This window comes from Bacillus sp. HNG, assembly GCF_003400205.1.
GTDB lineage: Bacteria > Bacillota > Bacilli > Bacillales > Bacillaceae_L > Ferdinandcohnia.
On the sequence record NZ_QUQV01000001.1, the window covers coordinates 295,335 to 321,270 of the forward strand.

Consider the following 25,936-nt stretch of genomic DNA (forward strand, 5'->3'; position numbering starts at 1 on the left):
CCGTCTTTAAGAAACAGATGGTCGATTTTAACAACCTACTGATACAGGTCAAACCTTGAAAAAATAAACAATATGAGAATAAAGAGAAGACTCGTCTTTAACTACGGGAGAGATTATCATGGAAAATACTTTTAATAATCAAAGGGTTTTAATTACAGGGGCCAATGGTTTTATTGGGTCTCATGTAGTCCAAAGAATGGTACAAGAGAAAGCTCTTGTATCGGTTATAGTTAGGGAGTCATCCGATTTATGGAGAATTGAAGAATTAAAAAAAGAGATTGATATTAACCTGGTGGACTTAAGGGACTCTGCCTCAATTGATAAATGTGTCAAAAGCCTTAAGCCTGATTTTGTTTTTCATGTAGGTGCTTATGGAGTAGATTCAAGACAAAAGGATTATTCTACCGCAGCGAACACAAATATTATGGGGACAATGAATTTATTAAATTCAGTAAAAGATATAGGATGTAAGAAATTTATTAATGTTGGTACCTGTATGGAGTACGGTGATAAACAGGAGATTATTCGGGAGAATTCTTATTTAGAACCTGATAGCATTTACGGAAGCACGAAAGCATCTGCCACGATCATTGCTCACCAAATTGCCAAGGAAAACAACATTAATCTTGTAACGCTAAGGCCTTTTGGAATTTTCGGGGAAAAAGAGGGAAGCCATAAATTCTTTCCCTATATTATTCTATCAATTTTAGAAGGCAAAGACGTGAACTTAACACCTTGTGAACAATACCGGGATTATTGTTATATAGAAAATATTATGGATGGATTTGTTTTGGCTGCCAAAAACGAAACTGTTAACAATGAGATATTTAATATTGGGAGCGGTGAGATTTTCAAATTAAAGCATTTTGTAGATATTATTTACAACCAAATGAGATCAACGAAACAACCAAATTACGGAGCATTACCTTATAGACAAAATGAAGTTTGGAGACAACAGCCAGATACAAATAAAATGAAACGACTATTAAATTGGGAACCTAAAGTAAGCCTAGAAGAAGGTATCAAAAGAACTATTAATTGGTATGAGACAAATACAGAAAAATTTGTTGGAACAAAAAGATAACGAAAAAACGGTAAACCTCCTTCAGAAACTCAAAAGGGAGAGGAAGTGTGAAGATGGAAAAAGGATATGAATTAATTTCTATAAACCCTTTCGAGGATAAGCGCGGAAGTCTCAAAAAAATCATAATGAAGAGCCAACTTAAGGAAAATGAAAAAATAGAAGAAATTTACTTGTTATATTCTGAAAAGGATAGCGTTAGGGGAAATCATTATCATAAAAAAACATTAGAGTATTTTGTGGTTGTTAGTGGAAAGGCAAAGGTGGCACTGAAGAATTTGGAAACAGGAATGTTAGATGAAATCTATATCGCTGCGGAAGATAATCTAGTTTTAAAAGTACCGCCACAGGTCGTTCACGCTTTTAAAAATGAAGAAAATGTTCCTTTAATAATGCTCGCTATATCTTCAAAAGAATATAATAAACTCGATACAGATACTTTTCCAATCGACATTTTACAATAGTCTTGTAATGAAAATTAACAAGTTAATAAGAAGACAATGTGGGAGGTTAACTATGTTGGATTTAAGGAAGATGGATACTTCATTTTAGAAGAAATAAAATATTTTTCTTTGATCTAACTATACAGTGATAGACCTTCCACATATACGCTTGACGATAGTCATTTCATTCACCTGTAATCATATCCTCATTCGGGACTTTTTGAGTAGGAAAATATAACGAGAATAGTCAAAAAATTCATAAAATGATTATATACGTACTTGCATCGAAGGGCTTACCATTGTTTTGATATATAGACCTTTTTATGTGAAAGCAGCGTTAAATAGGTTTATATATATTTTCTAGAAAGGAGGATTTACGAATTCTTATTTTTGCCCATTACTAGGAAAAGGTGGTAAGCGAATTTGAAGAGATTTAAAGTGAATTGCTCTCTGTTTTTAATTTTACTATTAGTTTTCAGTAGCTTTAGTGGAGTAGCCGCCGCGAAAACGGAAGTATCTCCAAAATCACCAGCATCACCTGTTCATTTACAGATTCCAAACCTTGCTTACGACGAAACCAGCATAACACTTGTTTGGGAAAAGCCGGAGAATTATAAAGGCATCGTTGATTTTAACATCTATATGAACAAGAAGAAAATTGGAAGCGCTTTAGATGATAATAGTGGCCCAGCAAAAGCTTATATTGATAATTTCTATAAAAATATTGATAAAGATGATTTTCACGAGAAGATCCTAATCCATAATTTTAAGGTAAATAACCTTAAACCTAATAAAACCTATGAATTTTATGTAACATCAGTAAATGCAGAAGGGGTAGAATCAGCACCTTCTAATAAAATCGAAGGTAAAACGACAAAAGCACCCGAAGTTTTTAATATTGTAGATTTTGGGGCAACACCTGATGACGGAACAAAAGACACTGAGGCCATACAAGCAGCCATTGACGCCGCTACGCCAGGGTCTAAAGTCGTAATTCCAGAAGGGGAATTTATCTCCGGTGAACTGTGGCTTAAATCAGATATGACTCTCCAAGTGGATGGTTATTTGCTCGGATCTCCAGATGCTGAAGACTACAGCATGAATTTCTGGCTGTACGATTATTCAACAGATGAGCGTTCCTATTCACTCATCAATGCACATACATACGATTATGGAAGTTTAAAAAATATACGTATCGTTGGCAACGGTATCATTGATGGGAATGGGTGGAAATATGATAAAAATCATCCTACCGTCGATGAACTAGGGAACGAATTACCACGCTACGTTGCAGGTAATAATTCAAAAGTAACCGGGAATGTAAAAGTAGAGAACGGGAAGATGAGCCCATTAAATCTTGAGTCCGAAAATACGTTGGGAATCTTAGCAGCTAACCAATCATATGCCGCACAAGAAATGGGTATGGATGTGAAATCCGCTTATTCGACTCGTTCTAATCTAATTACTGTTCGTGGAGTAGATGGAATGTATTATGAAGGTATCACACAACTTAATCCAGCAAATCATGGGATTGTAAACCTTCATAGTAAAAACATTGTTATAAATGGAACCATTTCCAAAACATATGATGGTAATAACGCAGATGGATACGAGTTTGGTGACTCTCAAAATATCATGGTATTTAATAATTTTGTAGATACAGGCGATGATGCTATTAATTTCGCATCTGGTATGGGACAAGCAGCATCTAAAAGTGAACCAACAGGTAATGCTTGGATCTTCAATAACTATATTCGTGAGGGACACGGCGGGGTAGTTACCGGTAGCCATACAGGTGGCTGGATCCAGGACTTTTTAATAGAAGATAATATCATGTATAAAACGGATGTTGGTTTACGCAGCAAGACAAATACACCTATGGGTGGTGGAGCTAAAAATATCCTATTTAGAAACAATGCATTAGAGGGTATAGACGGAGATGGACCATTTGTCTTCACTTCCTCCTATACAGATGCGAATGCTTCAATCTTATACGAGCCAGCAGAGATTATCTCTCAATTCAGAGATATGGAGATCGTTGATACAACGGTTCGTAATCAAGGTGGCAGTAATAAACAAGCCATACTAGTGAATGGTAATAATAATGCAGGTGAAGTTTATCACGAAAATATTACTTTTAAAAATGTCAAATTTGATAATGTCTATTCTGTAAAAATGGACTACGCAAAAGACTTTAAATTTATTAATGTATCTTTCACAAACGTAAAAGATAATGGAGGAAATCCATGGAGAATATCAAATTCGACTGGACTTGTGTTTGAGAATACAACAGCAGCTCCAACTGACGCTATACAAAAACCGGAATGGCCAGAGGATACCATTATTGATGCTCAATCATCACCTGATGGAAAAAGTGTAACTTTAACATGGGGTGAAGCAATAGATAATGGTGGTGTTACGGGTTATACAATCTATAAAGATGGTGAAAAATTCAGCGGAGACTATACAACTACAAATCTCACAAGTGTTAAGGTAGATGGGCTGACTCCGGCCAAGGAATATTCATTTAAAGTGGAAGCTACTGATGCGACCGGTAACCGAACTTCGGATGGTCCGGAAATCAAAGTTACAACAAGTGGGGAAGCGGACCAGACAGCTCCTATTTTACCTGAGAATACAAAGATTTCAGAGTCAACTACCAAGATTCCTTCTAGTGATACTTTTAGCGGCAAAGAAGTTAATGTTGTCTATACTGGTTTTACCTGGACTTCTATAAATTGGAATGCTGCTAATGACGACACGGGAATCGCTGGTTATAATGTTTATGCAAATGGCGAACTACATGGATTTGCAACATCTACTAAATACACATTAACACGATTACAACCTGGAACAAAATATAATATTGAAGTAGAAGCAGTGGATCTTGCTGGCAATAAGACACCTTATAATAGTGTACTAGAATTTGAAATGGCTAAACCTTACCCAATCGGCGCTCCATCTTTTGATGGCAACTTAGAGGCAAAAATAAATACTGATGGAACGAGTGTATCCCTTTCATGGAACGCTGCAAAAGCACTCAATCAAGATGTAATCGGATACCGAGTATATGTGAACGGTCAACCTATCAAACCTGAAGGAGTGGCATTCACACCTATAAATTCAGAAATGACAACATCAGATACAAACTATACGGTAACAGGTCTAAAACAAGGAAAACGATACACATTTAAAGTAGAAGCAGTCGGTCATGCCATCAAATACTCTAAGAGAGAAAGACTCTCAGATGTACTTTCAAACGGTCTTCTTGAGGTTTCAGGTTACAGATGGAGTGGATTTGGACCAAGTGTCGATGTTCATCTAATACCTGGTAAAGCGAAGAGTGAACAAGCAAAATACAAATAAAGAAATGTTGGCACGGAAATTCTGTTTTTATTATGACGGATGCAAAATTTGAAAAAAATAAGCATCAAAAGCTTCGTTTTTATTAAAGATGTTTTCCGTCTTTTTTCAACAAAAAACTTTTAGTTACCTCATATTAAAATCCTCTCCTTTTATTAATATTTTTCAATGATTTCCATTGAAAAGATAAGGAGAGGATTTTTTAGTAGATTTTACCCACACATTATCTTTCAAGTTGTAGGCTATCAGGATTTAACACTATTCTTATAAATTTATTGCCAAGAATCCTTATTTAATATTTTGTGTTAAAGGTCAATTTAAAATAGGCGATACAATCAGGCACAATACCCAATTATCGTACATATTTTGTTGGGGAAAGTCTTTAAAATATTTCCAGTATAACTTGAATACATTACTTTTCTATTAGTTCGTTCTTTTTCATTTTAAAGTACTTTCATACCTTAATAAATAATGAAAAATCGGAGGTAATGTTCGTGAATAGTTTTCAAAATGAACTCCAAATGTTGAACCTTGGAGATTTCCATTCGACTGATGTAGTTCCTTGGGATCCAAACCAGTATTACGATGAGTCTGTACGACAATTAGGTGGATTTGGTGGAATCGGTGGTTTTGGTGGATTTGGACGTTGTTCTGGTTTCTTTAGTTGTTTTGGATGCTCTAGCTGTTTTAGTTGCTTTAGTTGTTCTAATTGTTTCCGTTGTCATAGTTGCTTTAGTTGTTTTCATTGTGGAGGCGGACGCTGCGGTGGAGGCCGTTGTGGAGGCGGCGGACGCTGCGGAGGTTACTAAAACAAAATAAAATATAAAACATATCCAGCCTTGTAAAAAGTGCAGCCCCTGAAAAAATACATTAGGGGCTATCCCTTTATGATTAGACATAATAGACAAATTTCAGTACATAGGATTATAGTGACAGTTTTCGTACAGAATCTCAAGCTGGATCTAAAGTAAAGGAGGAGCGCAATGACAAAAAAATTAACCCCTTCTATGCGTCTCAAGGTAAAAAGAGACACGTTTTTTCTCCCTTATGAAAACAGCGGTGTATATTTTCGGAACAACATAAGTTCGTTCCGTATGGAAGGAAATACAATCGATAAGTGGGTTGAAAAGCTAATACCGATGTTTAATGGAGAGTACACATTGGGGCATTTAACAGAAGGATTACCCGCCCCATACCGAAAGCGGGTATATGAAATTGCGGAAGCACTTTACCGTAATGGATTTGTAAAGGATGTAAGTCAAGAATTACCACATCATTTACAATCACATGTTATAAAAAAATATGCATCCCAAATTGAATTCCTGGAAAATTTCGGGGATTCCGGCGCTTACCGCTTTCAAGCATATCGCCAGTCAAAAGTTTTGGCAGTTGGCTCCGGCCCATTTTTAGTATCGTTGGTATCTGCATTACTCGAATCGGGATTACCGAGGTTCCATGTACTAATTACTGACCAAGAATCTACTAATAGAAAGAGATTGTATGAACACGTCGAACATGCCCGTCAAACCGACCCCGAGGTTAAGGTTAATGAATTAACCCATCAAAAGGATGACATGAGTTCATGGAGTGAAATTGTCCAAGAGTTTCAATTCATTTTGTATGTATCAGAAGAAGGTGATGTGGAGAAACTACGTGCACTTAATGAGATTTGTATAAAAGAGAAGAAGGGATTTCTCCCCGCTATTTGTTTAGATCATATGGGTATGGGAGGTCCCCTTGTGCTACCTGAATCTAAGGGATGTTGGGAATCTGCATGGAGGAGCATACATGAATCTGCGCTTCACAAAGAACAGCCGGCATCCAATTACTCTCAAGTAGCAGGAGCGATGCTGGCAAATGTAATCGTCTTTGAACTATTCAAAGAGATGACCAGAATAACCGAATCAGAAAAAGAAGTTAATCAATTCTTTCTGCTTAATCTAGAAACTCTGGAGGGGAACTGGCATTCCTTCATTCCACACCCCTTAGTGACGGGATTTGCCGAAGTTAGATGGATAAAGGATTTTGATGTACGGATCAACGATGCATCTAGCAGTGGTGATGTAGATAAGTTATTTCTATTATTCAATCATTTGACATCACCTGAAACTGGCATACTTCATATTTGGGAAGAAGGCGATTTAAAGCAGCTCCCCTTATCTCAATGCCAGGTTCAGGCAGTCAACCCGTTGTCAGAAGGACCCGCTAAACTGTTGCCAGACATTGTCTGTGCCGGCTTGACTCATGTGGAAGCTCGAAGGGAAGCAGGCTTGACAGGGATTGAAGCCTATGTGTCTCATCTTTTCAAAACTTTACTACAACAGGAAGTGGATAAAAGCATTATAGAAAAAAACGAGTTTGTCGGAGTAGGAATGGGAGAGTCGTTAGCAGAAAGTGTTTGCCGGGGATTGCAAATGTGTTTGGTTAAGGAGCTAAGCGAAAAAAATATTGAACAGAAGCATGCAGTTTCACGTATAGAATTGAAATCATTAGAAGATAAACACTGTCAGTTTTATCTGCAGGTATTAACCAGGTTAAATGGAGCGCCGTTTATCGGCGTAGGAGAGAAAGTTTCTGGATTCCCTGTAGTTTGGATTCGAACTAATAACCGGTGGTATAGCGGTATGGGTTTGACTATCACAAAGGCATTGGAAAACGCATTACAACATGCCATTATGGAGATAGAAAACAGAGAGGATTTTCGCACAGCTTATTCATATGAAGATTCATCCGTACTTCTGGAGCAAAATGTTCCACTAATCCTTGAAATACCTTCGAGTGAAGAGATGACACATTCAGAGATGTTAAATTCCGCAATAAAAGTACTAGAACGAAACAGCAAGCAAATCATGGTATTTAAACTTGAAATAGAACCATTTAACAAAAATGAATTGGTAGAGCTGCACGGTGTTCTTTTAAAAAAGGAGGAATCCACTTGAACGGTATCTTGGTGATTATCGGAGAAGGTTTTTTAGCGGATCACGTGTCCAAAGAATTAGCCTCCCAATTCATGTTAATTCGTCATCCCGATTTCGAATCAGGAATACCAGAAAAGGCCGATTTGGTTTTAGTATTGCAAGAAGCCTGGAATCCGTCCATTCATCAAAAGGCAGAAGAACTATTACGCCCTAAAGGCATCCCCTGGTTACGAGGCTTTGTTTCATTTGGTGAGGGTGTGGTTGGTCCGTTGGTTCGCCCAAATTCCCGAGGATGCTCCCAATGTGCTGACATGAGGCGGCTTATGGCTGGACGTGACCGAATAGATATGCGGCATTTGCAGGAACACCTTTCCAAACAAAGAGGTATTATTCGTGACGCATGGGCATCTAACACAGGGCTTTTACAGATGGCTTACTTGATAGTTGAAGAGTCAAAGAGAATTTTGGGTGGAAAGGACACTCACTCAGAAGAAAAACTTTTCTTACTAAACTTGAAAACTCTTAAAAGTTCATGGCATTCCTTTCTTTCAAACCCATTATGCTCGGTTTGCGGTGGACTTCCCGACGATTCAGAAAGTAGTGCCATAATTTCTCTTCAACCCAGTCCTAAGACCAGCCTAGACAGTTACCGATGCCGTTCTATAGACGAATTAGAAAATTTCTTAGTAAATGACTATTTGGACTTTAAGGCTGGCTTTTTAAATGGGAAAATGTATGACCTCTTGCCACCTTTTGCCGATGTAGGTGTGAATCTACCTTTGTTGCACGGCGATGAGGGTGTAGCAGGTCGGACTCATTCATACGCTGTAAGTGAATTGACTGCCATATTAGAAGGCTTGGAGCGTTACTGTGGACTTTCCCCACGTGGCAAAAGAACTGTTGTTCATGATAGTTTCCGCAATTTAGAAGGAAAGGCACTAAATCCTCTCACAGTTGGTATCCACGAAGCGGAAAAATATTCTCAACCTGGTTTTCCATTTAAACCGTTTGATCCAGATAGACCCATGAATTGGGTATGGGGCTATTCATTCTTGCAGGAACGCCCAATTCTTGTTCCAGAGTTGCTTGCCTATTACAGCTTAGGCGATGGGGAAGGGTTTGTTTATGAAACTTCAAACGGATGTGCATTAGGTGGGAGTTTAGAAGAGGCCATTTTCTACGGAATAATGGAAGTTGTAGAACGTGATTCATTCTTGATGACTTGGTATGCGCAAATGTCACTACCCCAAATAGACCCATATTCATCTAATGATCAGGAATTGGAGTTAATGTTAGAACGTATTCGTGCAGTTGCAGAATACGATATATTTTTGTTCAATTCGACAATGGAGCACGGTATTCCGAGCGTATGGGCATTGGCAAAGAACAGGAAGAATGTCGGATTAAATATTATTTGTGCTGCAGGGGCGCATCCAGACCCGATACGAGCTGTAAAAAGCGCAGTTCATGAGTTGGCAGGTATGATGCTTACGCTTGACAAGAAATTCGAGGGAAACAAGGAAGAGTTTGTTCAAATGTTGCATGATTCAACCCTTGTTCAGAAAATGGATGATCATGGCATGCTCTATGGATTACCCGAAGCAGAAGAGCGCCTAAGGTTTTTGCTGGACGAAAGTCGTCCATTGCGAACATTTGCCGAGGAATATAAGTTGAAGGTGCCTCATCAAGACCTTACCGAAGATCTTAAAGACATACTTCGAGAGTTTCGTCGCTTGAAACTCGATGTGGTTGTAGTGAATCAGACGACATCAGAAACCCTACGAAATGGACTTCACTGTGTAAAAGTTATAATACCTGGGATGTTACCGATGACATTCGGACACCATCTTACCCGGATAACTGGACTTGAGAGGGTACTCAGGGTACCAATGGAACTCGGGTATGCGGATCAACCTCTAACATTTGAACAGCTTAACCCACATCCACACCCGTTTCCATGAGATTGACTAGGAGGTAGTAGGATGAGTCTGGATGAATTTCTACACAACTTACATTTCGATATTGATAAAATAAGCCCGCCGGATCGTGTAATTGATTGGGAAGATTCACCATTACCCTATAAACTATACCGTGGTTTGCATGATTTTCCGCTATCGTTAGAAGTGCCATTGAAGCTAGTTAAGCAGGATGTCCCTAGCAAACCTAATCATAGCAGAATGGGGCATTTTCTTTGGTATATATTTGGTCTTAGTCAAATAAGCCAATCAGCCATTACAACGAATCAAGAAGTTGATCTAATGCAGTCATACAGACGGTTTGTCCCTTCCGGCGGAGCCTTATATCCAAACGAAGTATACGTTTATCTGAAATTGGAGGATTTGCCTGTTGGCGTATACCACTATGATGTCGCACGTCATCGATTGGTATTACTGCGAGAAGGCAATTTTGATTTTTATATCAACCAAGCACTTGGTCACCGCATTGATTTGTCTACATGTTTTGGTACTGTTTTTATATCCACAATGTTTTGGAAAAATTTCTTTAAATACCACAACTTCTCCTATCGTTTGCAAGGGTTGGATACAGGTGTTTTAATTGGGCAATTACTCGAAGTAGCAAAACGGTTTGGATTTGAGACAGGGGTATACTTCCAATTTCTCGATAATGCAATCAACCATCTACTTGGGCTATCTGAGAAAGAAGAAAGCGTATATGCTGTGATTCCACTCACCGTTGAAGCAACAAACTGGAACATTAATCAGAGTAATAGATTCGGGAATGTCAATTCCGTGGACTTGGCTACTAATTTGAATGAAATAAAGGATAATAATTACTATTTACGATCACAGAGAATAATAGAGTATCCCATTTTGACAAAGCTGAATGAAGAGTCTTTTATTGAATCAACAGAATCATTTAGTAAGATTAAGCCAAAAAGAATAATGATTGGAGAAGGTCCTAAAGTATCTCTTCCTCAAGTAAAACGTTTAGAGTACGACCTTGTGTCCGTCTTGGAAAAGCGTTTATCACCGGACATGGATTTTACAATGGGAAAGGTAGACCAACTGGATCTGGCAAGTCTCCTACAGGAGGCAACAGCTTCATTCGAATATCGAAATGATCTGGACAGTGAACTAAAAGGGCATCAGTCCCGTATCTCACTGTATGGCTGTTTTCATAATGTAGAGGACATTCCGGATGCTGCATATTTTTATGATAGCGTGTCTCATTCGTTACGACAGATAGAACCCGGAGACCATCGACTTACCCTTCAATACGGAATGTCTGCAGATAACGTAAATTTGATTCAAGTCCCATTATGCTTTCATGTGGCAGGAGATAAGGATCACTACAAAACATCACTAGGCCTAAGAGGCTACCGAATCCAACAAATGGAAGCTGGTATGCTGGTGCAGAGATTGCTTTTGGCAGCCTCTGCGATTGGATGGGGAGGCCATCCACTTCTTGGTTTTAATGCGAACATATCTGATCAAACTTACAAGATGGATTCACAACAAAGAACAAGTTTAATCCAAATCCCAATCGGCCCTTATCGACCTCGACCATGGCTAAGAGGTAGCTTGCGTTGCTAAAACAAGTTAATAGGTTAGAAGAGCAAAGAAAAGATTTCTTCTTTGCTTTTTTTGATAGAAACAAAGAGTTAGAGGGGACAACTTCACAAAATATATTATTATATGTATATGTAAAAGGATAAAAAAGCCTAAACTAGCTTGCTTTCGGTGAACAATTGTTAACATAAAAACATTATGATTATGATGGTTCTCTTAAAAATGTATTGGAAGTAGATCAAACTAACGCAGAAGGAATACATTTTAAAAGTGTTTTTTCCTTTTTAACTGAACTATACGACTATGTTGAAAATGTAGATCCTTCGCCATTCTAGTGGCCATAATCAATTGGTGGTTGATTCTCAACATTCGGTACAGATTGGTTAGATATATGAGTTTTTTATAAAACTAGCTACAGCACCTTTCCTATTCGTTAGGGTAGGTGCTGTTGATTATTTGTTGATTAGATGAAGGGAGTAGTTAGTGGGCTCTCTGTTTTCTCAAGTTGAAAATAAATGATATCATCATACTATAAGGAGGCCTATGAGAATGGATACGATAATTTTTGATGTCGATGATACACTATATGATCAAGCACAATCTTTTCATAAAACGGTGAGGAAGCTTTTTCAAGAGCCGTTTTCAGACGAAGAAATCGATCAATTATATAAAGCTAGTCGTAAGTATAGCGAGATTTTATTTGATCAAAGTGAAGCAGGTGAAATAACCCAATTTGAATGGCAAACTGGACGAATCATGGCTGCCTGTAAGGATTTTAACATCCCGATAGATACGGAAAAAGCGACTATTTTTCATGAAACGTATGTGACCGAACAAAAAAATATTACCTTGTTTCCAGAAGTCGAAGAACTACTAAATGTACTATACAAAGAAGGGAAACAACTTGGGATTCTAACAAATGGTGAAGAAAAACATCAAGCAATGAAAATTAAACAGCTCCGCCTTAGTCGGTGGATTCCGGCAGAGATGACGTTTATTTCTGGTACAATTGGTCATGCAAAACCGAAAAGAGAAGTATTTGATTTTATTGAACAGAAACTGAGCCTTGACCAAACCAAAACCGTATATATCGGGGATAATTTTGAAAAAGATATTATCGGAGCAAAACAAGCAGGCTGGCAAGCGATCTGGATGAATCATCGTAAGAAAGATCTACCGACTAACGCTACCTATAAACCAGATAAAGAAGTACATAGTGCCAAAGAGTTATTAGAATTATTTACAAAAAAGGCTTAGATCTTTATGGTAGGAATCAGCGATTGTCATCCTGGTTCCTATTTAGGTTTCATTGAAAACTTACTATATGAATTGCATTGAGCGGGTTTTTAAACAAAACGGAACCATTAGTTTTACAAGAACTGTCATCTAAAAAAGGCTCTTTGCTACGCAGTACAATGAAACTACTATTGATGGTGAAAATACAAGATTTCATATTATCCACTTTCCAAAAGTAGGACATTTAACGCCCCAAATGAACAATATGTGTTGAGGACTCTAGTAACAATATGGATGGGGTTATTGTGACCGTTCAAGATATGAATAGTGTCGAATATGGTTGTTGAAATGAAACTGAACAAAGTATGACAGCCCTGAAAAGTCCGTCACTAAGCCTTTATTTTATTGTGGATTCCATTAAATAAAGTTCCTTGTTAATTTCCCTTTATGTTAAAATTTAGATAGTTCTAACTATAAGGGGTGGATGGTGTGAAATTTGAAAATCAAGTGGCGCTTATTACCGGGGGGACTTCTGGAATTGGGCTAGCCGTAGCAGAACAATTACTTCTTGAGGGAGGAAAAGTTGTCATAGTAGGTCGTAATAGGGAACGAGGAAACTCAGCCCTAGAAAAACTGAAACAGATTAGTCCACATGTTCTTTTTCTATCAGTTGATGTAAGCAAAGGAACAGAAGTAGAACAGATGGTAAAAGAAACAGTGGACACATTTGGAAGAATCGACTTTGCCTTTAATAATGCGGGAAATGCAGAAGGTACGCCTGCATTGACACATGAATTCAGTGAAGAAGACTTCGATCATATGATGGGCTCTACAATCAAAGGAGTTTGGTTGTGTATGAAGTATGAGCTGCAAGCTATGATTGAAAATGGTGGTGGTTCAATCGTTAATACATCATCCCTGGATGCCTTAATTTGTTCGGCATACACGACAGCTTATGCAGCTGGGAAAAGTGGAATTCTTGCATTAACCCGCGGAGTCGCCCAAGAATATGGAAATAAAGGAATTCGAGTTAATGCCATTACACCTGGTGCAATCAGGACTCCGATGATGGAACGAAAATTTGAAAACTTGACTGAAGAGCAATCAGAACGGTTAGAAGAAAGGTACAACAGCCTGAATGCCCTAGGAAGAATGGGGACCTCTTCCGAAGCGGCAGATGTGGTAACCTGGTTATTTTCTAAAGAATCTTCCTTTGTTACAGGTCAAAATATCATTGTTGATGGTGGAGTTTCCATCGTAACAAAATAAAGTTTTTCGGACCTAGAACCGGATGGTCAATAAGTGAAGTAAATAATAAACTAAACCGTTTCTCTTTAAAATTACTCGCATATGAAAAAGCATAAATAAAATCACCTATAGAAATAGAAGCAGTGGATTTCACATCAGAAATCACACTGCTTCTAACAATCTATTAATTTAACGATTATGTGTAGTACGGTTCTTGAGAATACCTGTTACTGCTTATTTACCTTATACAATATTTTTATGGGGTTTACCTTACGATAGTAGCATCTTACTTAACAAAAAACACTGGACACATACAAAGGGCTTCCTAGGAAAATACATTCATTTTTTGTGGATTTGGACTAATTGTTGATGTTACCTTGTTTCTTGTGATGTAAAGAGCCAACAAGGGGAGTGGGGAGGAGTCTCCAATTCGGACTACTTTCTACAGAAAACATGCTACAGTTTATTAAAATTAAATGGTAAAATATGCGAATAGTAGGTGGAATTATATGAGTTTTATTAAATATAGAGGTGAAATCGGAAAAATCCTTTTTGAACCTCTTTATTTTGAATATGACGATAATAATGTTATTAGTCTAAAAATATACAAAAACGAAAAGGAAGAAAACTATATTTATTTTCACTTTACTTTCAAAGATAAGATTTCTGATTTAGAATCAGCAAAGAAACTAACTAAAAAATACTTAAATGACTTTACAAATTTATTACTTTATTTATATGGATATAGTGTAAAACACCTTGAAGTTCATGAATTTACAGATACAATCTTCCTAAAGGGAAGTTTTGACTATGTTGGGACTATAGAAGACAATTTTGAAAAGATTAAGGATAGAATTACTGATAGAGGCTTATTATGTACATTAGAAGAAAATATATCTTTTAGGTTATATAAATCTGCTATGGAAATCTCCGACCCCTTTGGAAAATTTATGTTCCTTTATAGTATTATTTATGATATTTTTGGGAATCAGGCAAAGCTAGAATCATATATCAAAAGTACTATGAATAATGTGGAGACCTTAAAAAGGGTAAAAACAAACTTAAAAAATGAAGAAATTATAGTTGAGGAAACTATTTTTACTTGGATTCGAAATCACATTGGACATACAAATAAGTTAACCGATATCGAACTTATTAGAGGACAAGTTATGAAAAATACAGCAAATTTATCAAACCTAGTCTTAAAAGCAATTTTTAGTTAAAAGTGAACATTGCTTTTATTTAAAAACCACCGACATTACTTGTAGAGGGTTTACTTTAGGAGTGCAAACATAGTAATTCACACATCGTAAAACGCACTTGATTTCACAGGTAAAATCACAATGCATTTTTTATTTATTTGTCAACTAGCATTAGGTTGGAGGAAACCAGAAGTTAAAACCATTCCATTCCTAACCTGTTTTATTTTAATAAATTTCTTCGTATTGTTGATTTACTTACCATGTTACACAAAGAACAATTAAATGTTTTTGATATTAAGGATGCTATTAGTACGATTTATTATATAGAGCTAATTTTAAATAATAATTAGTATTACTTATTTTTGTTAAAAGGGAAGTACTCCAGATTATGAATACACTTTTGCTTCAACGAACGAGAGGTAGCTAACCATTCTACCTAACTATTTAACTTTTATTCTAGTTAACATAATATCTATTCTCAGAACTTAGTTAAAAGTAACCGAAATATAGCAAAACAATGCTATAATTAACTTAATTGCTGTTAACTAATCTATTGTTTTAAAATCGTAACTCATGGTTACATATATCTAACTATTTAATTGAATTTATACCACGACTAAATTTTAATTTAAATCAGGAGTTGTTCTACATATGCCTTACGAAAGCAAAATTAGACCGCATAATGCTGATCGTGTAACTAAAAATACAACAATTAGCCGTGATTTGCTCAATCAAATTAAAGAAATTGCAAATCACATGCAAGTTCCGTTTAATCAATTGCTAGCTGAAGGAATTGATTATGTATTAGATACTTATAAGAAACCTAAAGAATTCAAAGCTCCAGTTAGACCTAAGGATCGAATTCAAATGGGTACAACATTTAGTCATGTTCAATATGAATTGCTAAAAGATCGTGCACGAAGACTTCATACTCATACAAATACACTAATCGAAATTGGGATGGAATTTATCATAGATAAATATCGGAATGTGTAATTCCAACCCTCCCTTTGATTTTCTTTATTTTAGTTTACATAATATAATTATAATAAACTAACTCTTTCTTCAGAACGGAATTTAAACTTAACTTAACTTCCCACGAATATCGATCAATTCTTGCAGCAGCTCCTCCATCTCAGAGTGATTGATCCTAACCGGCATCTGATCATTTAACGTGATAAAATGCTCCTGTTCCCCACTTTCTACCTTTTTCATTAAATAATCGCAAAGCGCCTCAAGCCTTTCCCTACTTATGACAGACTGTGTTTTCATATGCTTAAATTGTGTTAAAACAAATGCATTTTCTTCAATATCTCCACTAATTAGACTGTTCACTTCCATATCATTACCTCCTATTCTACTCTTAAATTGCTCCTCCTCCCTTCTATTTATTACAACTCATAATTGAATCTTTTTTATTTTTCTAGTATGTTTTTAATATCTGATGTCGAAAGGATCGAATACTAGATGACAAAAAAGCTATATTATGAAAATCCATACTTAACAAATTGGAAAACCGAAGTTACCAATATGATTACAAAAGATGATTACTGCCTTATTACTCTTAAAGAAACTGCATTTTATCCTGAAGGCGGCGGACAACCTTCGGACACTGGCTTGATTGGCAACATTAAAGTGTTGGATGTTTATCAGGAAGCTGGAGAAGTATACCATAAACTCCCCCATCCCCCAGAAAACAAGGTTGTCGAATGTCAGATTGATTGGGAGCTAAGATTTGATCATATGCAACAGCATACAGGTCAGCATTTGCTGTCAGCAATTTGTATCGAAGAATATGATGCACACACATCAAGCTTTCACTTGGGTAAAGATACAGTATCAATTGATTTGAGTGTACCGGAATTTAGTGATGATCAGCTATTACATATTGAAAACAAGGTGAATAAAGCTATCCATGAAAACCAGCAAATCAAAACATTTTTTGTTACTAAGGAACAAGCTAGCGCCCTTCCTCTTCGAAAAATGCCTGATGTTGAAGGAAATGAAATGCGGATTGTTGAGATTGAAGGATATGATACATCAGCATGTGCGGGTACACATGTCTCTAGAACTGGAGAATTAGGATTAATGAAGCTATTAAAAACAGAAAAAAGTAAAGGAAATACACGTGTTTATTTTATTTTCGGTGGTAGAGCCCTTCATGATTATCAAGCAACGCATTCGGTTTTAATGACTTTAAACAACCAGTACAGTACTAATCGTGAGGGTCTCATTGAGAAAATCAGCAAAATCGAAATGGAAAACAAACAATATCAAAGAGAAATTGAGGAGTTAAAAGGAAAATTAAATCAATTTTTAGCTCAGGAACTGATTCAAACTCATACCGAGCCCATCATTATTGAGAACTTTGAAGATAAATCGTTAAAAGAACTCCAAGGCATTGCAAAACAGATCAATGAAGTCTCAAATAAATGTGTGATTTTTACTACTACACTTGAAAATAAGTTGCTTATCTCACACAATGGTTCAGTCCCGGTCCAGTGTGGTCAATTATTCAAACAAGAATTAAAAAATTACCACGGGAAAGGTGGCGGCAACAATACCACTGCCCAAGCAGCTTTTGATAATGAAAGAGACTTAGAAACATTTAAAACATTTTTAGAAACAAAAATATTAGAAGCAATATAAGTGAAAAAGCTACCCATAGAGGTAACGGGTTCGGTTGTTGAGTTCAAAATGTAAAAAGGTAATACAAATGGGAGTTAAATTCGCATTTGTATTGGACTCCCTTTATTTATCGGTATATCAACATTTATAGAAATATATCCTCCATAATAGCATTAGAATTAACACAATAATTAGCAATTGACTTCTGACCAACAATCAGTATACCAATTATGTGTTGAAATTGATGCTAATTTGGCATAGTAAGTCGAGCAGTTTAGCTCGACTTATTTATTTAACTAGTCGTTTGGGATATTATGTTAAAATATGTTAAAGGGGGTTGCATATGAATAAATTAAAAGGAAAGATTTTTTTATGTTTTATCTTAACAATTCTAACAGTAGCTCTAACAGCGTGTACTTCAAGCCCAAATTTTGAACTGTATGAAGGACATTCTTTAAGAATAGCAGTGGTTGGGGAATCACCAGAAGTAAAAGAGGAACAAGTAAGATTTACAGAAATTTCATTTGATGAAATGACAAGTGAAGAATTGAAGTCTTATGATGCAGTCTTTATCAGGGAAGATAATCTTTCAGAGGCTGCCGAAAGCCAATATGCAGATGTTTACTTAAATTCAACAATTCCATTTTTCTTTATTGGAACTGATAATTTTGTACCTTTTACTGAAAAGGATTTGGAGTATGACAAAACTTCGAATTGGACTGGTAGTTATGCTACTGGCGTTCTTAAATCACAAGAAGATGATAGGTTAAAAAAATGGGAATATGGTTTGTATAATGATGAAAAGACTGATGAACACATTAAAGAAATGTATTCAAGAATTTTCAAGACAATTGATGAATTACATAAATAATGTAAAAAGGAGCATAAAGAACATGCTCCTTTTTACTGTTATTTTTTTTTGCTAATTAAGGTACTAATATGCAACTGTATGACTATCTTTTTTTACTGTTTTTTATCATTTTGTACTTCTGAACCGAACCCGTTACCATTTAGGTAGCTTTCTTATATTTTATCCGAATTAAAACTGAGGTTGATTACGCCAGCTTTTGTTAATGAATCGTAAAGGATGACGAGAAGCGGTCCAAGTAATAAACCAACTATCCCAATTATTTTAAATCCTAAATACATGCTGATTAGTGCTGCTAAAGCGCTAATACCAAAGCTTTGTGAATATACCTTTGGTTCGATAATTTTTCGAATCACGGTAATGAGTACAAATAGAATTAATAATCCGACTCCAAGTTTGGTGTTGCCGTTAATTAACACAAAAATGGCCCACGGTACAATAAAAGATCCCGTTCCAAGTATTGGTAGTAAATCGACAAGAACAATGAGCAATGAAAGGATTAAAAGATACTTAACATCTAAAATCCAAAGCCCAATATAAGTGATGATAAATGTGACACCACTCAGTACGATTTGTGCTTTTAAAAAGCCGACAAATATCTTTTTCAATTGGGTGGTTACAATTTTAACCTTTTCAATTGTACTCTCCTGCAACATTTCCTTAAGCCTGTTTTTAATTCCTGGTAGATCGTTCATGAAAAGGAAAGCTGCAACTAAATACACAATTAGCTCTAACAAAAGTTGTGGAAGACTTGAAACAAAACCAAACGTCCCTTCTGTAATATTCCTCGCTATAACAATCAATAAATCCTGGAAGGAATATAGAGTATTCATAATGGAATCCAAGACTTCCTTTGGTAAATCTTCAAAATAGGTTTCAAATTTTTGAAAGGTTGCAATGATTTGGTCCGTATCAATACTTGAGACATAGAACGGTATATTTTTTACAATCGTAATCAATTGATTAATAATGACATTGACTAATAAATATCCCAAAAATAGTACGAATACCATGAAGACAACAAAGGTTATTGTTACAGAATAGATTCGTTTGATTCGGTAATTTGTGATTAATACATTAACAACTGGCTCCAGTAAAAGAGCCGTTAAAAAGGCTAATATTAATGAAATTGACATTGGTAATAAATACAATACCGCAATTAATGCGATGACAAGGAGGATATTTCTTTTATTAATATATTTTTTAACCATTTTCTCAATATTACCTACTCTCTACCTGATAGATCCGACATCTTATAAAATTATTGTACAGTAAAGCAGAGATATTTAAAATATAAATATTTTTCGAAATTAAGACATTTGGTTTGACAAGTTCACATCATCAAAAAACAGCTACCAGTTAGTAGCTGTTTTTCATATGTTTATTTTGTTTCATCATTGGTTTCTTCGTGCGTGACAATCCATGTATCAATTACTTCTCCCGCTTCATCTGAATCAACTACAAACGAACCATTGCTATAGCGATCATTTGGACGTAATGAATTTGGATCGACTGACTCAATTTTACCGTTTTGAGTTTTAAGGAAAATTTGATCTAATTCTGTAATAAAATGTGCTCCTGCAATGCGATGTGGATGATTCTTTAACTCACGAAGCATGACTAATCCACGTTTTGCACGGGTTGCTTTTTCAAATTCTGTGATTTTCATTTTCTTCACTGCTCCACGTTGTGTAACAATCGTTAATTCAGCTGGTGTGGATGGTGGTACAACGTATCCAGCGACAACATAATCGTCGTCTTTTAGGTTAATCCCTTTAACCCCTGCTGCTCTTTGCCCAACATCATTTACTTCTTCTTCCCCGAACCATAGTCCATAGCCTAGATGTGTAACTAAGAAGACGTCCATATTTCCATTTGTGATGTGAACATTTACGACTTCATCATCATTTTTCAAATTAACCGCAACAAGTGGTTTTGAGTATCTCTGTGCTTTATATAACGAAAGCTCTGATTTTTTAACCATTCCATTTTTCGTGATGAAAAGAAGATATTCCGGCAGGTCAAAATTTGTAACCGGGAATGCTTCAATGATGGACTCATCGCGGTCAATACTTATAATATTAGCAACGTGCTGGCCTAGGTCCTTCCATCTAATATCAGGAAGCTCATGTACTGGAACATATAGATAGTTCCCTTTATTTGTAAAGAGTAGTAAGGTGTCCGTTGTATTGATTTCGAATTTGCGCAACAATCGATCCGTATCCTTCATGCCAAAATCAAGACCATTTGATGCGGCATAGGATCGAGGGCTTGTTCGTTTTACATAGCCATCCTGGGTCACTGTTACAATAACATCCTCAGACGGAATCATAACCTCAAGATTAATTTTAATCTCTTCAATCTCATCTTCAATTTTTGAACGGCGATTATCGGCATATGTCTTTTTCACACGTTTTAGATCTGTCTTAATTACTTGTAACAGCTTGCGTTCATTTTGAAGAATTTCAACTAATTCACTAATTTTTTTGTTGAGTTCATCAAATTCATGCTGTAGTGCTGTGATGTCTGTATTTGTTAAACGATATAGTTGCAAGGAAACAATCGCTTCTGCCTGAGGTTCTGAAAAATCAAATTTAGCGATTAAGTTGTTTTTTGCGTCCTTTTTATCTTTTGAAGCTCGAATTGTTGCAATGACCTCATCTAAAATGGATAAAGCCTTAATAAGTCCTTCTACAACATGCTGACGGTCACGCGCTTTTTCTAATTCATAGTGAGAACGATTGGTGATTACCTCTTTTTGATGGTTAATATACGCATCCAAAATTCTCGGTAAACTCATTAATACTGGTCTTCTATCTAAGATCGCAACCATATTAAAGTTATAGGTTATTTGAAGATCAGTATTTTTATAGAGGAAGTGTAAAACTCCCTGTGCATCCGCGTCTTTTTTTAGTTCAATGACAATTCTCAAGCCTGTTCGGTCTGTTTCATCACGGACTTCGCTTATCCCTTCCACTTTTCGGTCTAGGCGAATCTCGTCAATCTTTTTAACCATATTCGCTTTATTCACTTCATATGGAATTTCCGTTACGACAATTTGCTGTTTTCCACCGCGAAGATCCTCGATGTCCGCTTTACCGCGCACAATGATTTTTCCTTTTCCGGTTTCATAGGCTTTTTTAATTCCTTCAATGCCCTGAATAATACCACCTGTTGGAAAATCAGGACCCTTAATCACCTGCATAAGCTCATCGACGGTAGAATTTGGATTTTCAATTCTTTTAATGACGCCATCTATGACCTCACCAAGATTATGTGGAGGAATATCTGTTGCATATCCCGCCGAGATTCCAGTCGAACCATTTACGAGCAAATTAGGAAAACTGGCAGGTAATACAACTGGTTCTTTACTTGTATCATCAAAGTTTGGAATGAATTCAACTGTATTTTTCTCAATATCACGTAAAAGCTCGGAAGCAAGACTTGATAGGCGAGCTTCCGTATAACGCATTGCTGCTGGTGGGTCACCATCATTACTACCGTTATTTCCGTGCATTTCAACTAAAACATTGCGAACCTTCCAGTCCTGGCTCAAACGAACCATCGCATCATATACGGAAGTGTCACCATGTGGATGGTAGTTACCAATTACATTACCAACCGTTTTGGCCGATTTACGGAAACCTTTTTCACTAGTATTTCCTTCAACGTGCATCGCATATAGAATCCGTCTTTGAACTGGCTTTAGACCATCCCTTGCGTCAGGTAATGCACGATCTTGAATGATATACTTACTGTATCTACCGAAGCGATCACCGATTACCTCCTCAAGAGGCAGATCGCGAAATTTTTCTGCTTGTACCATCTATCTGTTACTCCCCTTCTACGACCGATAAATTTTCATTGTCCAAAATATTCGAATCATCCTCAAGACCAAAGGCAACATTTGATTCAATCCACTTACGACGTGGTTCTACTTTATCGCCCATAAGTGTTGTTATTCTACGCTCGGCTCTTGCTCCATCATCGATTCGGACTCGAATAAGCGTTCTCGTTTCAGGGTTCATGGTTGTATCCCATAGTTGGTCAGCGTTCATTTCTCCTAAACCTTTATAGCGCTGGATGATATAACCTTTTCCTACTTTGCTAATAGCATCCTTTAACTCGTCATCACTCCATGCATATTCTATGACTTCCTTCTTACCTGTTCCTTTACTTACCTTATAAAGTGGTGGAAGGGCAATATAGACCTTACCCGCTTCAATTAAAGGCTTCATATAACGATAAAAGAACGTTAAGAGCAAGACTTGAATATGTGCCCCATCGGTGTCAGCATCTGTCATAATGACAACTTTGTCATAATTGATGTCCTCAACAGTAAAGTCTGCACCAACTCCACCACCGACTGTATGAATGATTGTATTAATTTCTTCATTTTTAAAAATATCAGCAAGCTTTGCCTTTTCCGTATTGATAACCTTACCCCTTAATGGAAGAACTGCTTGGAAACGACGATCGCGTCCTTGTTTGGCTGAACCTCCAGCAGAATCACCCTCAACTAAGTAAAGTTCATTTTTTTCAGGGTTTCGGGATTGAGCAGGAGTTAGCTTACCACTTAATAGCGTTTCGGATTTTTTTCGTTTTTTTCCACTTCTAGCTTCTTCTCTTGCTTTTCTTGCAGCCTCTCTTGCTTGGGAAGCTTTAATTGCTTTTTTTACAAGAAGGGTACTCACATCTGGATTTTCCTCAAGGAAATAAGCAAGGTTTTCTGATACAACTGAATCTACGGCTGAACGAGCTTCACTTGTTCCGAGCTTACCTTTTGTTTGACCTTCAAATTGTAAAAGTTCTTCAGGAATACGAACAGACACAATCGCCGTTAACCCTTCACGAATATCAGAGCCATCAAGGTTTTTATCTTTCTCTTTTAATTGGCCGATTTTCCGAGCATATTCATTAAAAGCACGAGTTAATGCCGTCTTTGATCCAACTTCATGAGTCCCTCCATCCTTTGTTCTAACATTATTTACAAAGGATAAGATATTTTCTGAATACCCATCATTAAATTGGAAAGCAAAGTCTACTTCAATCCGGTTCTGAATACCCTCAAAAGATACAACAGGATGTAAAGTATCTTTTTCCTCGTTCAAGTAGTCTATAAACGCTTCTAGACCATTTTCATAATGATAAACTTCCAGAAAATCATTTCGCTCATCAATGATCTCTATTTTTAACCCTTTCAATAAAAAGGCCGATTCTCTCAAGCGTTCACTAAGTATTTCAAAATTAAAAGTAGTTGTACTAAAAATCGTTGGGTCTGGTTTGAAATGAATCGTTGTACCTGATTGATTCGTCTTCCCAATGTTTTCAAGCGTGGTAGCAGGTATTCCACCGTTTTCAAAACGCTGCTCATATATAAATCCATTACGCTTAATCGTAACAGTTAGCCATTCTGATAATGCATTAACAACAGAAGCTCCAACCCCGTGGAGACCTCCACTTGCTTTGTACCCACCTTGTCCAAATTTTCCACCTGCGTGTAACACTGTGAAAATTACTTCAGGTGTTGGCTTACCCATTTTATGCATTCCCGTTGGCATACCACGTCCTTTATCCTGGACACTTATACTATTGTCTTTATGGATTTTAACAATGATGTGATTACCATAACCAGATAGTGCCTCATCCACAGAGTTGTCTACAATTTCATAAACAAGGTGGTGAAGACCTTTGCTATCTGTGCTTCCTATATACATACCAGGTCTCTTTCTAACAGCTTCAAGTCCCTCTAGTACCTGAATCGCATCATCATTGTAATCAAATTGTTGCTTTACCAAAAAACATACCCCTTTCATATACAAAACACTTGGGAGTTTACCCAAGCACATAGCTAAAAATTAGCCTCTCTCTATATAAGTAGTACTATTAGAAGTATTTCTTACTTAACAGAACAAATGTTTTGTTTTTTGATGCCCTACCTTTTATTTTATATCTTTATCCAGATTTGGCAAACCGTTTCTCGAAAAAAGGCGAAAATCCTTGTGTAATAACAAGGATTTTTGTCTCGTGATTTGTTATTTTGTCAGCGCATGCTCAACCTTGATACAGCGATCCATGACAACGGTATATCCACGATCCTTTAAGAAATTGTATGCTTCCTCACTCACACAACCAAGCTGGGACCAAAATACATCTGCATCAATTTCAACAAAATCTTTTGCAACATCCATTAAATACTCAGAACGGCGAAAAACATTGACAATATCAATATGTCCTTTAATTTCTTTAAGTGATTTTACAGCTTTTACACCTAGAGTCTCATCAATTGTTGGATTTACAGGAATGATTTCATATCCAGCGTCCTGCATTGCTTTACTCACCATATTGGAAGTTCTTTCAGGGTTATCAGATAAACCTACAACAGCAATCCTTTTACTTTTCTTTAATATCTCACCAAGTTCAGCACGAGTTGGAATTTCCATTGTCATATTTGAATCCCCTTTTTTAAATAGTAGACAATTTGATATCTCTCATAGTATTTCGGTCCCAAGCATAGATATTCCTTCATTTATTTTGTTTTTTAACCGCTAATGATTGTTTCCTATTTGATATTTACCTATTTTTTGTTGAAATTTATAAAAAAAATCATTGTAAGGAAAAATTTCTAGTATAATGAGAATACTTGTACAAGCATGGTATTATAAGAACAGAACAATCTGCCAAAACTAGAGATGTTCATCTAAGTTCAAATTGTACAATGTTGCACACAAGCACTTATCTATATTTTATTAAAGGAGTTATGTGTATGGTAGTAGAACTTATTATTATTCTCCTAGCTTATCTTCTTGGATCAATCCCATCTGGGTTAATCGTTGGGAAGGTTGGCTACGGTATTGATATTAGGGAGCATGGCAGCGGAAATTTAGGTGGGACCAATACATTCCGGACACTTGGTAAAAAAGCCGGGTTAATTGTAACAAGCGCTGATATTTTAAAAGGAACCTTGGCAACTTTGCTTCCTTCTTTATTATTGGGTGATACATTTCCAGATTATTTCCCATTATTAGTTGGTATGGTGGCGGTTGTCGGCCATATGTATCCTATTTTTGCAGGCTTTAAAGGCGGAAAGGCAGTCGCAACCTCTGGTGGAGTTCTGTTGGGCTATAATCCTATCCTGTTCCTAACGACCTTATTATGCTTTTTCATTTTCTTAAAATTGACGAAAATGGTTTCCTTATCTTCTATGCTAGTTGCCCTTTATTGTATCACATTCAGCATTGTGTATAGTATTTTTATTAAAACAGATTATCCTTTAATCATCGTTGTTTCATTACTAGCGGCATTTGTATTTTATCGTCACCGTGCAAACATTTCTCGGATTAAAAACAAAACAGAACCGAAGATTAAATGGTTATAAGAAAAGTGTTAAGCGCCCAGTAATAGTCGACACGCATAAAA

The 25,936-nt window shown here is 36.5% G+C and carries 19 protein-coding genes; 14 read left to right on the forward strand and 5 right to left on the reverse strand.

Translation table 11 applies throughout. The features are described 5' to 3' along the window. Nucleotides 1-118: 118 nt before the first annotated feature. From DZB84_RS01360 to DZB84_RS01410, 11 genes are all read left to right on the forward strand, one after another. The gene (locus DZB84_RS01360) at nucleotides 119-1,084 is read left to right on the forward strand and encodes an NAD-dependent epimerase/dehydratase family protein (RefSeq protein ID WP_116350456.1); all 966 of its coding nucleotides are present in this window, start codon (nucleotides 119-121) and stop codon (nucleotides 1,082-1,084) included. Nucleotides 1,085-1,137: 53 nt separating this feature from the next. Beyond that, nucleotides 1,138-1,545 (forward strand): polysaccharide biosynthesis C-terminal domain-containing protein, encoded by a 408-nt coding sequence (locus DZB84_RS01365; protein ID WP_116350457.1) that lies wholly within the window; start codon nucleotides 1,138-1,140, stop codon nucleotides 1,543-1,545. A gap of 402 nt (nucleotides 1,546-1,947) precedes the next feature. Next, the gene (locus DZB84_RS24775) at nucleotides 1,948-4,890 is read left to right on the forward strand and encodes a fibronectin type III domain-containing protein (protein ID WP_189655111.1); all 2,943 of its coding nucleotides are present in this window, start codon (nucleotides 1,948-1,950) and stop codon (nucleotides 4,888-4,890) included. Between the two features lie 518 nt (nucleotides 4,891-5,408). Then, nucleotides 5,409-5,696 carry a heterocycloanthracin/sonorensin family bacteriocin gene (locus DZB84_RS01375; RefSeq protein ID WP_317616337.1) on the forward strand — a complete coding sequence of 96 codons (288 nt, stop codon included), beginning with the start codon at nucleotides 5,409-5,411 and terminating at the stop codon, nucleotides 5,694-5,696. 174 nt (nucleotides 5,697-5,870) lie between these two features. Then, the gene (locus DZB84_RS01380; RefSeq protein WP_116350459.1) at nucleotides 5,871-7,826 is read left to right on the forward strand and encodes a putative thiazole-containing bacteriocin maturation protein; all 1,956 of its coding nucleotides are present in this window, start codon (nucleotides 5,871-5,873) and stop codon (nucleotides 7,824-7,826) included. Continuing rightward, nucleotides 7,823-9,766 (forward strand): TOMM precursor leader peptide-binding protein, encoded by a 1,944-nt coding sequence (locus tag DZB84_RS01385; protein WP_116350460.1) that lies wholly within the window; start codon nucleotides 7,823-7,825, stop codon nucleotides 9,764-9,766. The genes DZB84_RS01380 and DZB84_RS01385 overlap by 4 nt, the downstream gene beginning before the upstream one ends. A 21-nt stretch (nucleotides 9,767-9,787) precedes the next feature. Then, complete coding sequence (locus DZB84_RS01390; RefSeq protein WP_116350461.1) at nucleotides 9,788-11,359, forward strand: SagB family peptide dehydrogenase; 1,572 nt, start codon at nucleotides 9,788-9,790, stop codon at nucleotides 11,357-11,359. 525 nt (nucleotides 11,360-11,884) lie between these two features. After that, the gene (locus DZB84_RS01395) at nucleotides 11,885-12,592 is read left to right on the forward strand and encodes an HAD family hydrolase (protein WP_116350462.1); all 708 of its coding nucleotides are present in this window, start codon (nucleotides 11,885-11,887) and stop codon (nucleotides 12,590-12,592) included. Nucleotides 12,593-13,060: 468 nt separating this feature from the next. Continuing rightward, nucleotides 13,061-13,840, forward strand: a complete 780-nt coding sequence (locus tag DZB84_RS01400; RefSeq protein WP_116350463.1) for an SDR family NAD(P)-dependent oxidoreductase — start codon at nucleotides 13,061-13,063, stop codon at nucleotides 13,838-13,840. A 488-nt stretch (nucleotides 13,841-14,328) separates the two neighbouring features. Then, complete coding sequence (mauJ, locus tag DZB84_RS01405; RefSeq protein WP_116350464.1) at nucleotides 14,329-15,042, forward strand: methylamine utilization protein MauJ; 714 nt, start codon at nucleotides 14,329-14,331, stop codon at nucleotides 15,040-15,042. A gap of 630 nt (nucleotides 15,043-15,672) precedes the next feature. Further along, a complete protein-coding gene (locus DZB84_RS01410) occupies nucleotides 15,673-16,017 on the forward strand; it encodes a hypothetical protein (RefSeq protein WP_116350465.1) in 345 nt (114 codons plus the stop codon). A gap of 87 nt (nucleotides 16,018-16,104) precedes the next feature. Here DZB84_RS01410 and DZB84_RS01415 read toward each other — a convergent pair whose 3' ends face one another. Next, nucleotides 16,105-16,362 (reverse strand): hypothetical protein, encoded by a 258-nt coding sequence (locus DZB84_RS01415; protein ID WP_116350466.1) that lies wholly within the window; start codon nucleotides 16,360-16,362, stop codon nucleotides 16,105-16,107. A gap of 126 nt (nucleotides 16,363-16,488) precedes the next feature. Here DZB84_RS01415 and DZB84_RS01420 point away from each other — a divergent pair, with 126 nt between their 5' ends. Together DZB84_RS01420 and DZB84_RS01425 are read left to right on the forward strand one after the other, a co-directional pair. After that, entirely contained in the window at nucleotides 16,489-17,670 is a 1,182-nt protein-coding gene (locus DZB84_RS01420) for an alanyl-tRNA editing protein (protein WP_116350467.1), read from the forward strand. A gap of 322 nt (nucleotides 17,671-17,992) precedes the next feature. After that, nucleotides 17,993-18,520: a hypothetical protein gene (locus DZB84_RS01425; RefSeq protein WP_116350468.1), complete on the forward strand. Its 528-nt coding sequence runs from the start codon at nucleotides 17,993-17,995 to the stop codon at nucleotides 18,518-18,520. A 152-nt stretch (nucleotides 18,521-18,672) separates the two neighbouring features. On the opposite strand, the gene ytvI is transcribed toward DZB84_RS01425, so the two are convergent. The 4 genes from ytvI to DZB84_RS01445 all read right to left on the reverse strand — a co-directional run bounded on the left by ytvI (nucleotide 18,673) and on the right by DZB84_RS01445 (nucleotide 24,966). Next, complete coding sequence (gene ytvI / locus DZB84_RS01430) at nucleotides 18,673-19,728, reverse strand: sporulation integral membrane protein YtvI (RefSeq protein WP_116350469.1); 1,056 nt, start codon at nucleotides 19,726-19,728, stop codon at nucleotides 18,673-18,675. A 170-nt stretch (nucleotides 19,729-19,898) separates the two neighbouring features. After that, nucleotides 19,899-22,343: a DNA topoisomerase IV subunit A gene (gene parC / locus DZB84_RS01435; protein ID WP_116350470.1), complete on the reverse strand. Its 2,445-nt coding sequence runs from the start codon at nucleotides 22,341-22,343 to the stop codon at nucleotides 19,899-19,901. 7 nt (nucleotides 22,344-22,350) lie between these two features. Beyond that, nucleotides 22,351-24,315 (reverse strand): DNA topoisomerase IV subunit B, encoded by a 1,965-nt coding sequence (parE, locus tag DZB84_RS01440; RefSeq protein ID WP_223254356.1) that lies wholly within the window; start codon nucleotides 24,313-24,315, stop codon nucleotides 22,351-22,353. Nucleotides 24,316-24,552: 237 nt separating this feature from the next. Next, entirely contained in the window at nucleotides 24,553-24,966 is a 414-nt protein-coding gene (locus DZB84_RS01445; RefSeq protein WP_116350472.1) for a CoA-binding protein, read from the reverse strand. 317 nt (nucleotides 24,967-25,283) lie between these two features. Between DZB84_RS01445 and plsY the strand changes: the two genes are divergently transcribed. Continuing rightward, nucleotides 25,284-25,895, forward strand: coding sequence for a glycerol-3-phosphate 1-O-acyltransferase PlsY (gene plsY, locus DZB84_RS01450; RefSeq protein WP_116350473.1), 612 nt, complete (start codon nucleotides 25,284-25,286; stop codon nucleotides 25,893-25,895). Nucleotides 25,896-25,936: the final 41 nt, after the last annotated feature.

Excerpts from the sequence above, each read along its gene's own strand:
- DZB84_RS01420 (WP_116350467.1), top strand. The coding sequence starts at position 16,489 with ATGACAAAAAAGCTATATTATGAAAATCCATACTTAACAAATTGGAAA.
- DZB84_RS01360 (WP_116350456.1), top strand. The coding sequence starts at position 119 with ATGGAAAATACTTTTAATAATCAAAGGGTTTTAATTACAGGGGCCAAT.
- DZB84_RS01425 (WP_116350468.1), top strand. The coding sequence starts at position 17,993 with ATGAATAAATTAAAAGGAAAGATTTTTTTATGTTTTATCTTAACAATT.
- DZB84_RS01445 (WP_116350472.1), bottom strand. The coding sequence starts at position 24,966 with ATGACAATGGAAATTCCAACTCGTGCTGAACTTGGTGAGATATTAAAG.
- mauJ (WP_116350464.1), top strand. The coding sequence starts at position 14,329 with ATGAGTTTTATTAAATATAGAGGTGAAATCGGAAAAATCCTTTTTGAA.
- DZB84_RS01380 (WP_116350459.1), top strand. The coding sequence starts at position 5,871 with ATGACAAAAAAATTAACCCCTTCTATGCGTCTCAAGGTAAAAAGAGAC.
- DZB84_RS01375 (WP_317616337.1), top strand. The coding sequence starts at position 5,409 with ATGTTGAACCTTGGAGATTTCCATTCGACTGATGTAGTTCCTTGGGAT.
- ytvI (WP_116350469.1), bottom strand. The coding sequence starts at position 19,728 with ATGGTTAAAAAATATATTAATAAAAGAAATATCCTCCTTGTCATCGCA.
- DZB84_RS01395 (WP_116350462.1), top strand. The coding sequence starts at position 11,885 with ATGGATACGATAATTTTTGATGTCGATGATACACTATATGATCAAGCA.
- DZB84_RS01365 (WP_116350457.1), top strand. The coding sequence starts at position 1,138 with ATGGAAAAAGGATATGAATTAATTTCTATAAACCCTTTCGAGGATAAG.
- DZB84_RS01390 (WP_116350461.1), top strand. The coding sequence starts at position 9,788 with ATGAGTCTGGATGAATTTCTACACAACTTACATTTCGATATTGATAAA.
- plsY (WP_116350473.1), top strand. The coding sequence starts at position 25,284 with ATGGTAGTAGAACTTATTATTATTCTCCTAGCTTATCTTCTTGGATCA.
- parC (WP_116350470.1), bottom strand. The coding sequence starts at position 22,343 with ATGGTACAAGCAGAAAAATTTCGCGATCTGCCTCTTGAGGAGGTAATC.
- DZB84_RS01410 (WP_116350465.1), top strand. The coding sequence starts at position 15,673 with ATGCCTTACGAAAGCAAAATTAGACCGCATAATGCTGATCGTGTAACT.
- DZB84_RS01415 (WP_116350466.1), bottom strand. The coding sequence starts at position 16,362 with ATGGAAGTGAACAGTCTAATTAGTGGAGATATTGAAGAAAATGCATTT.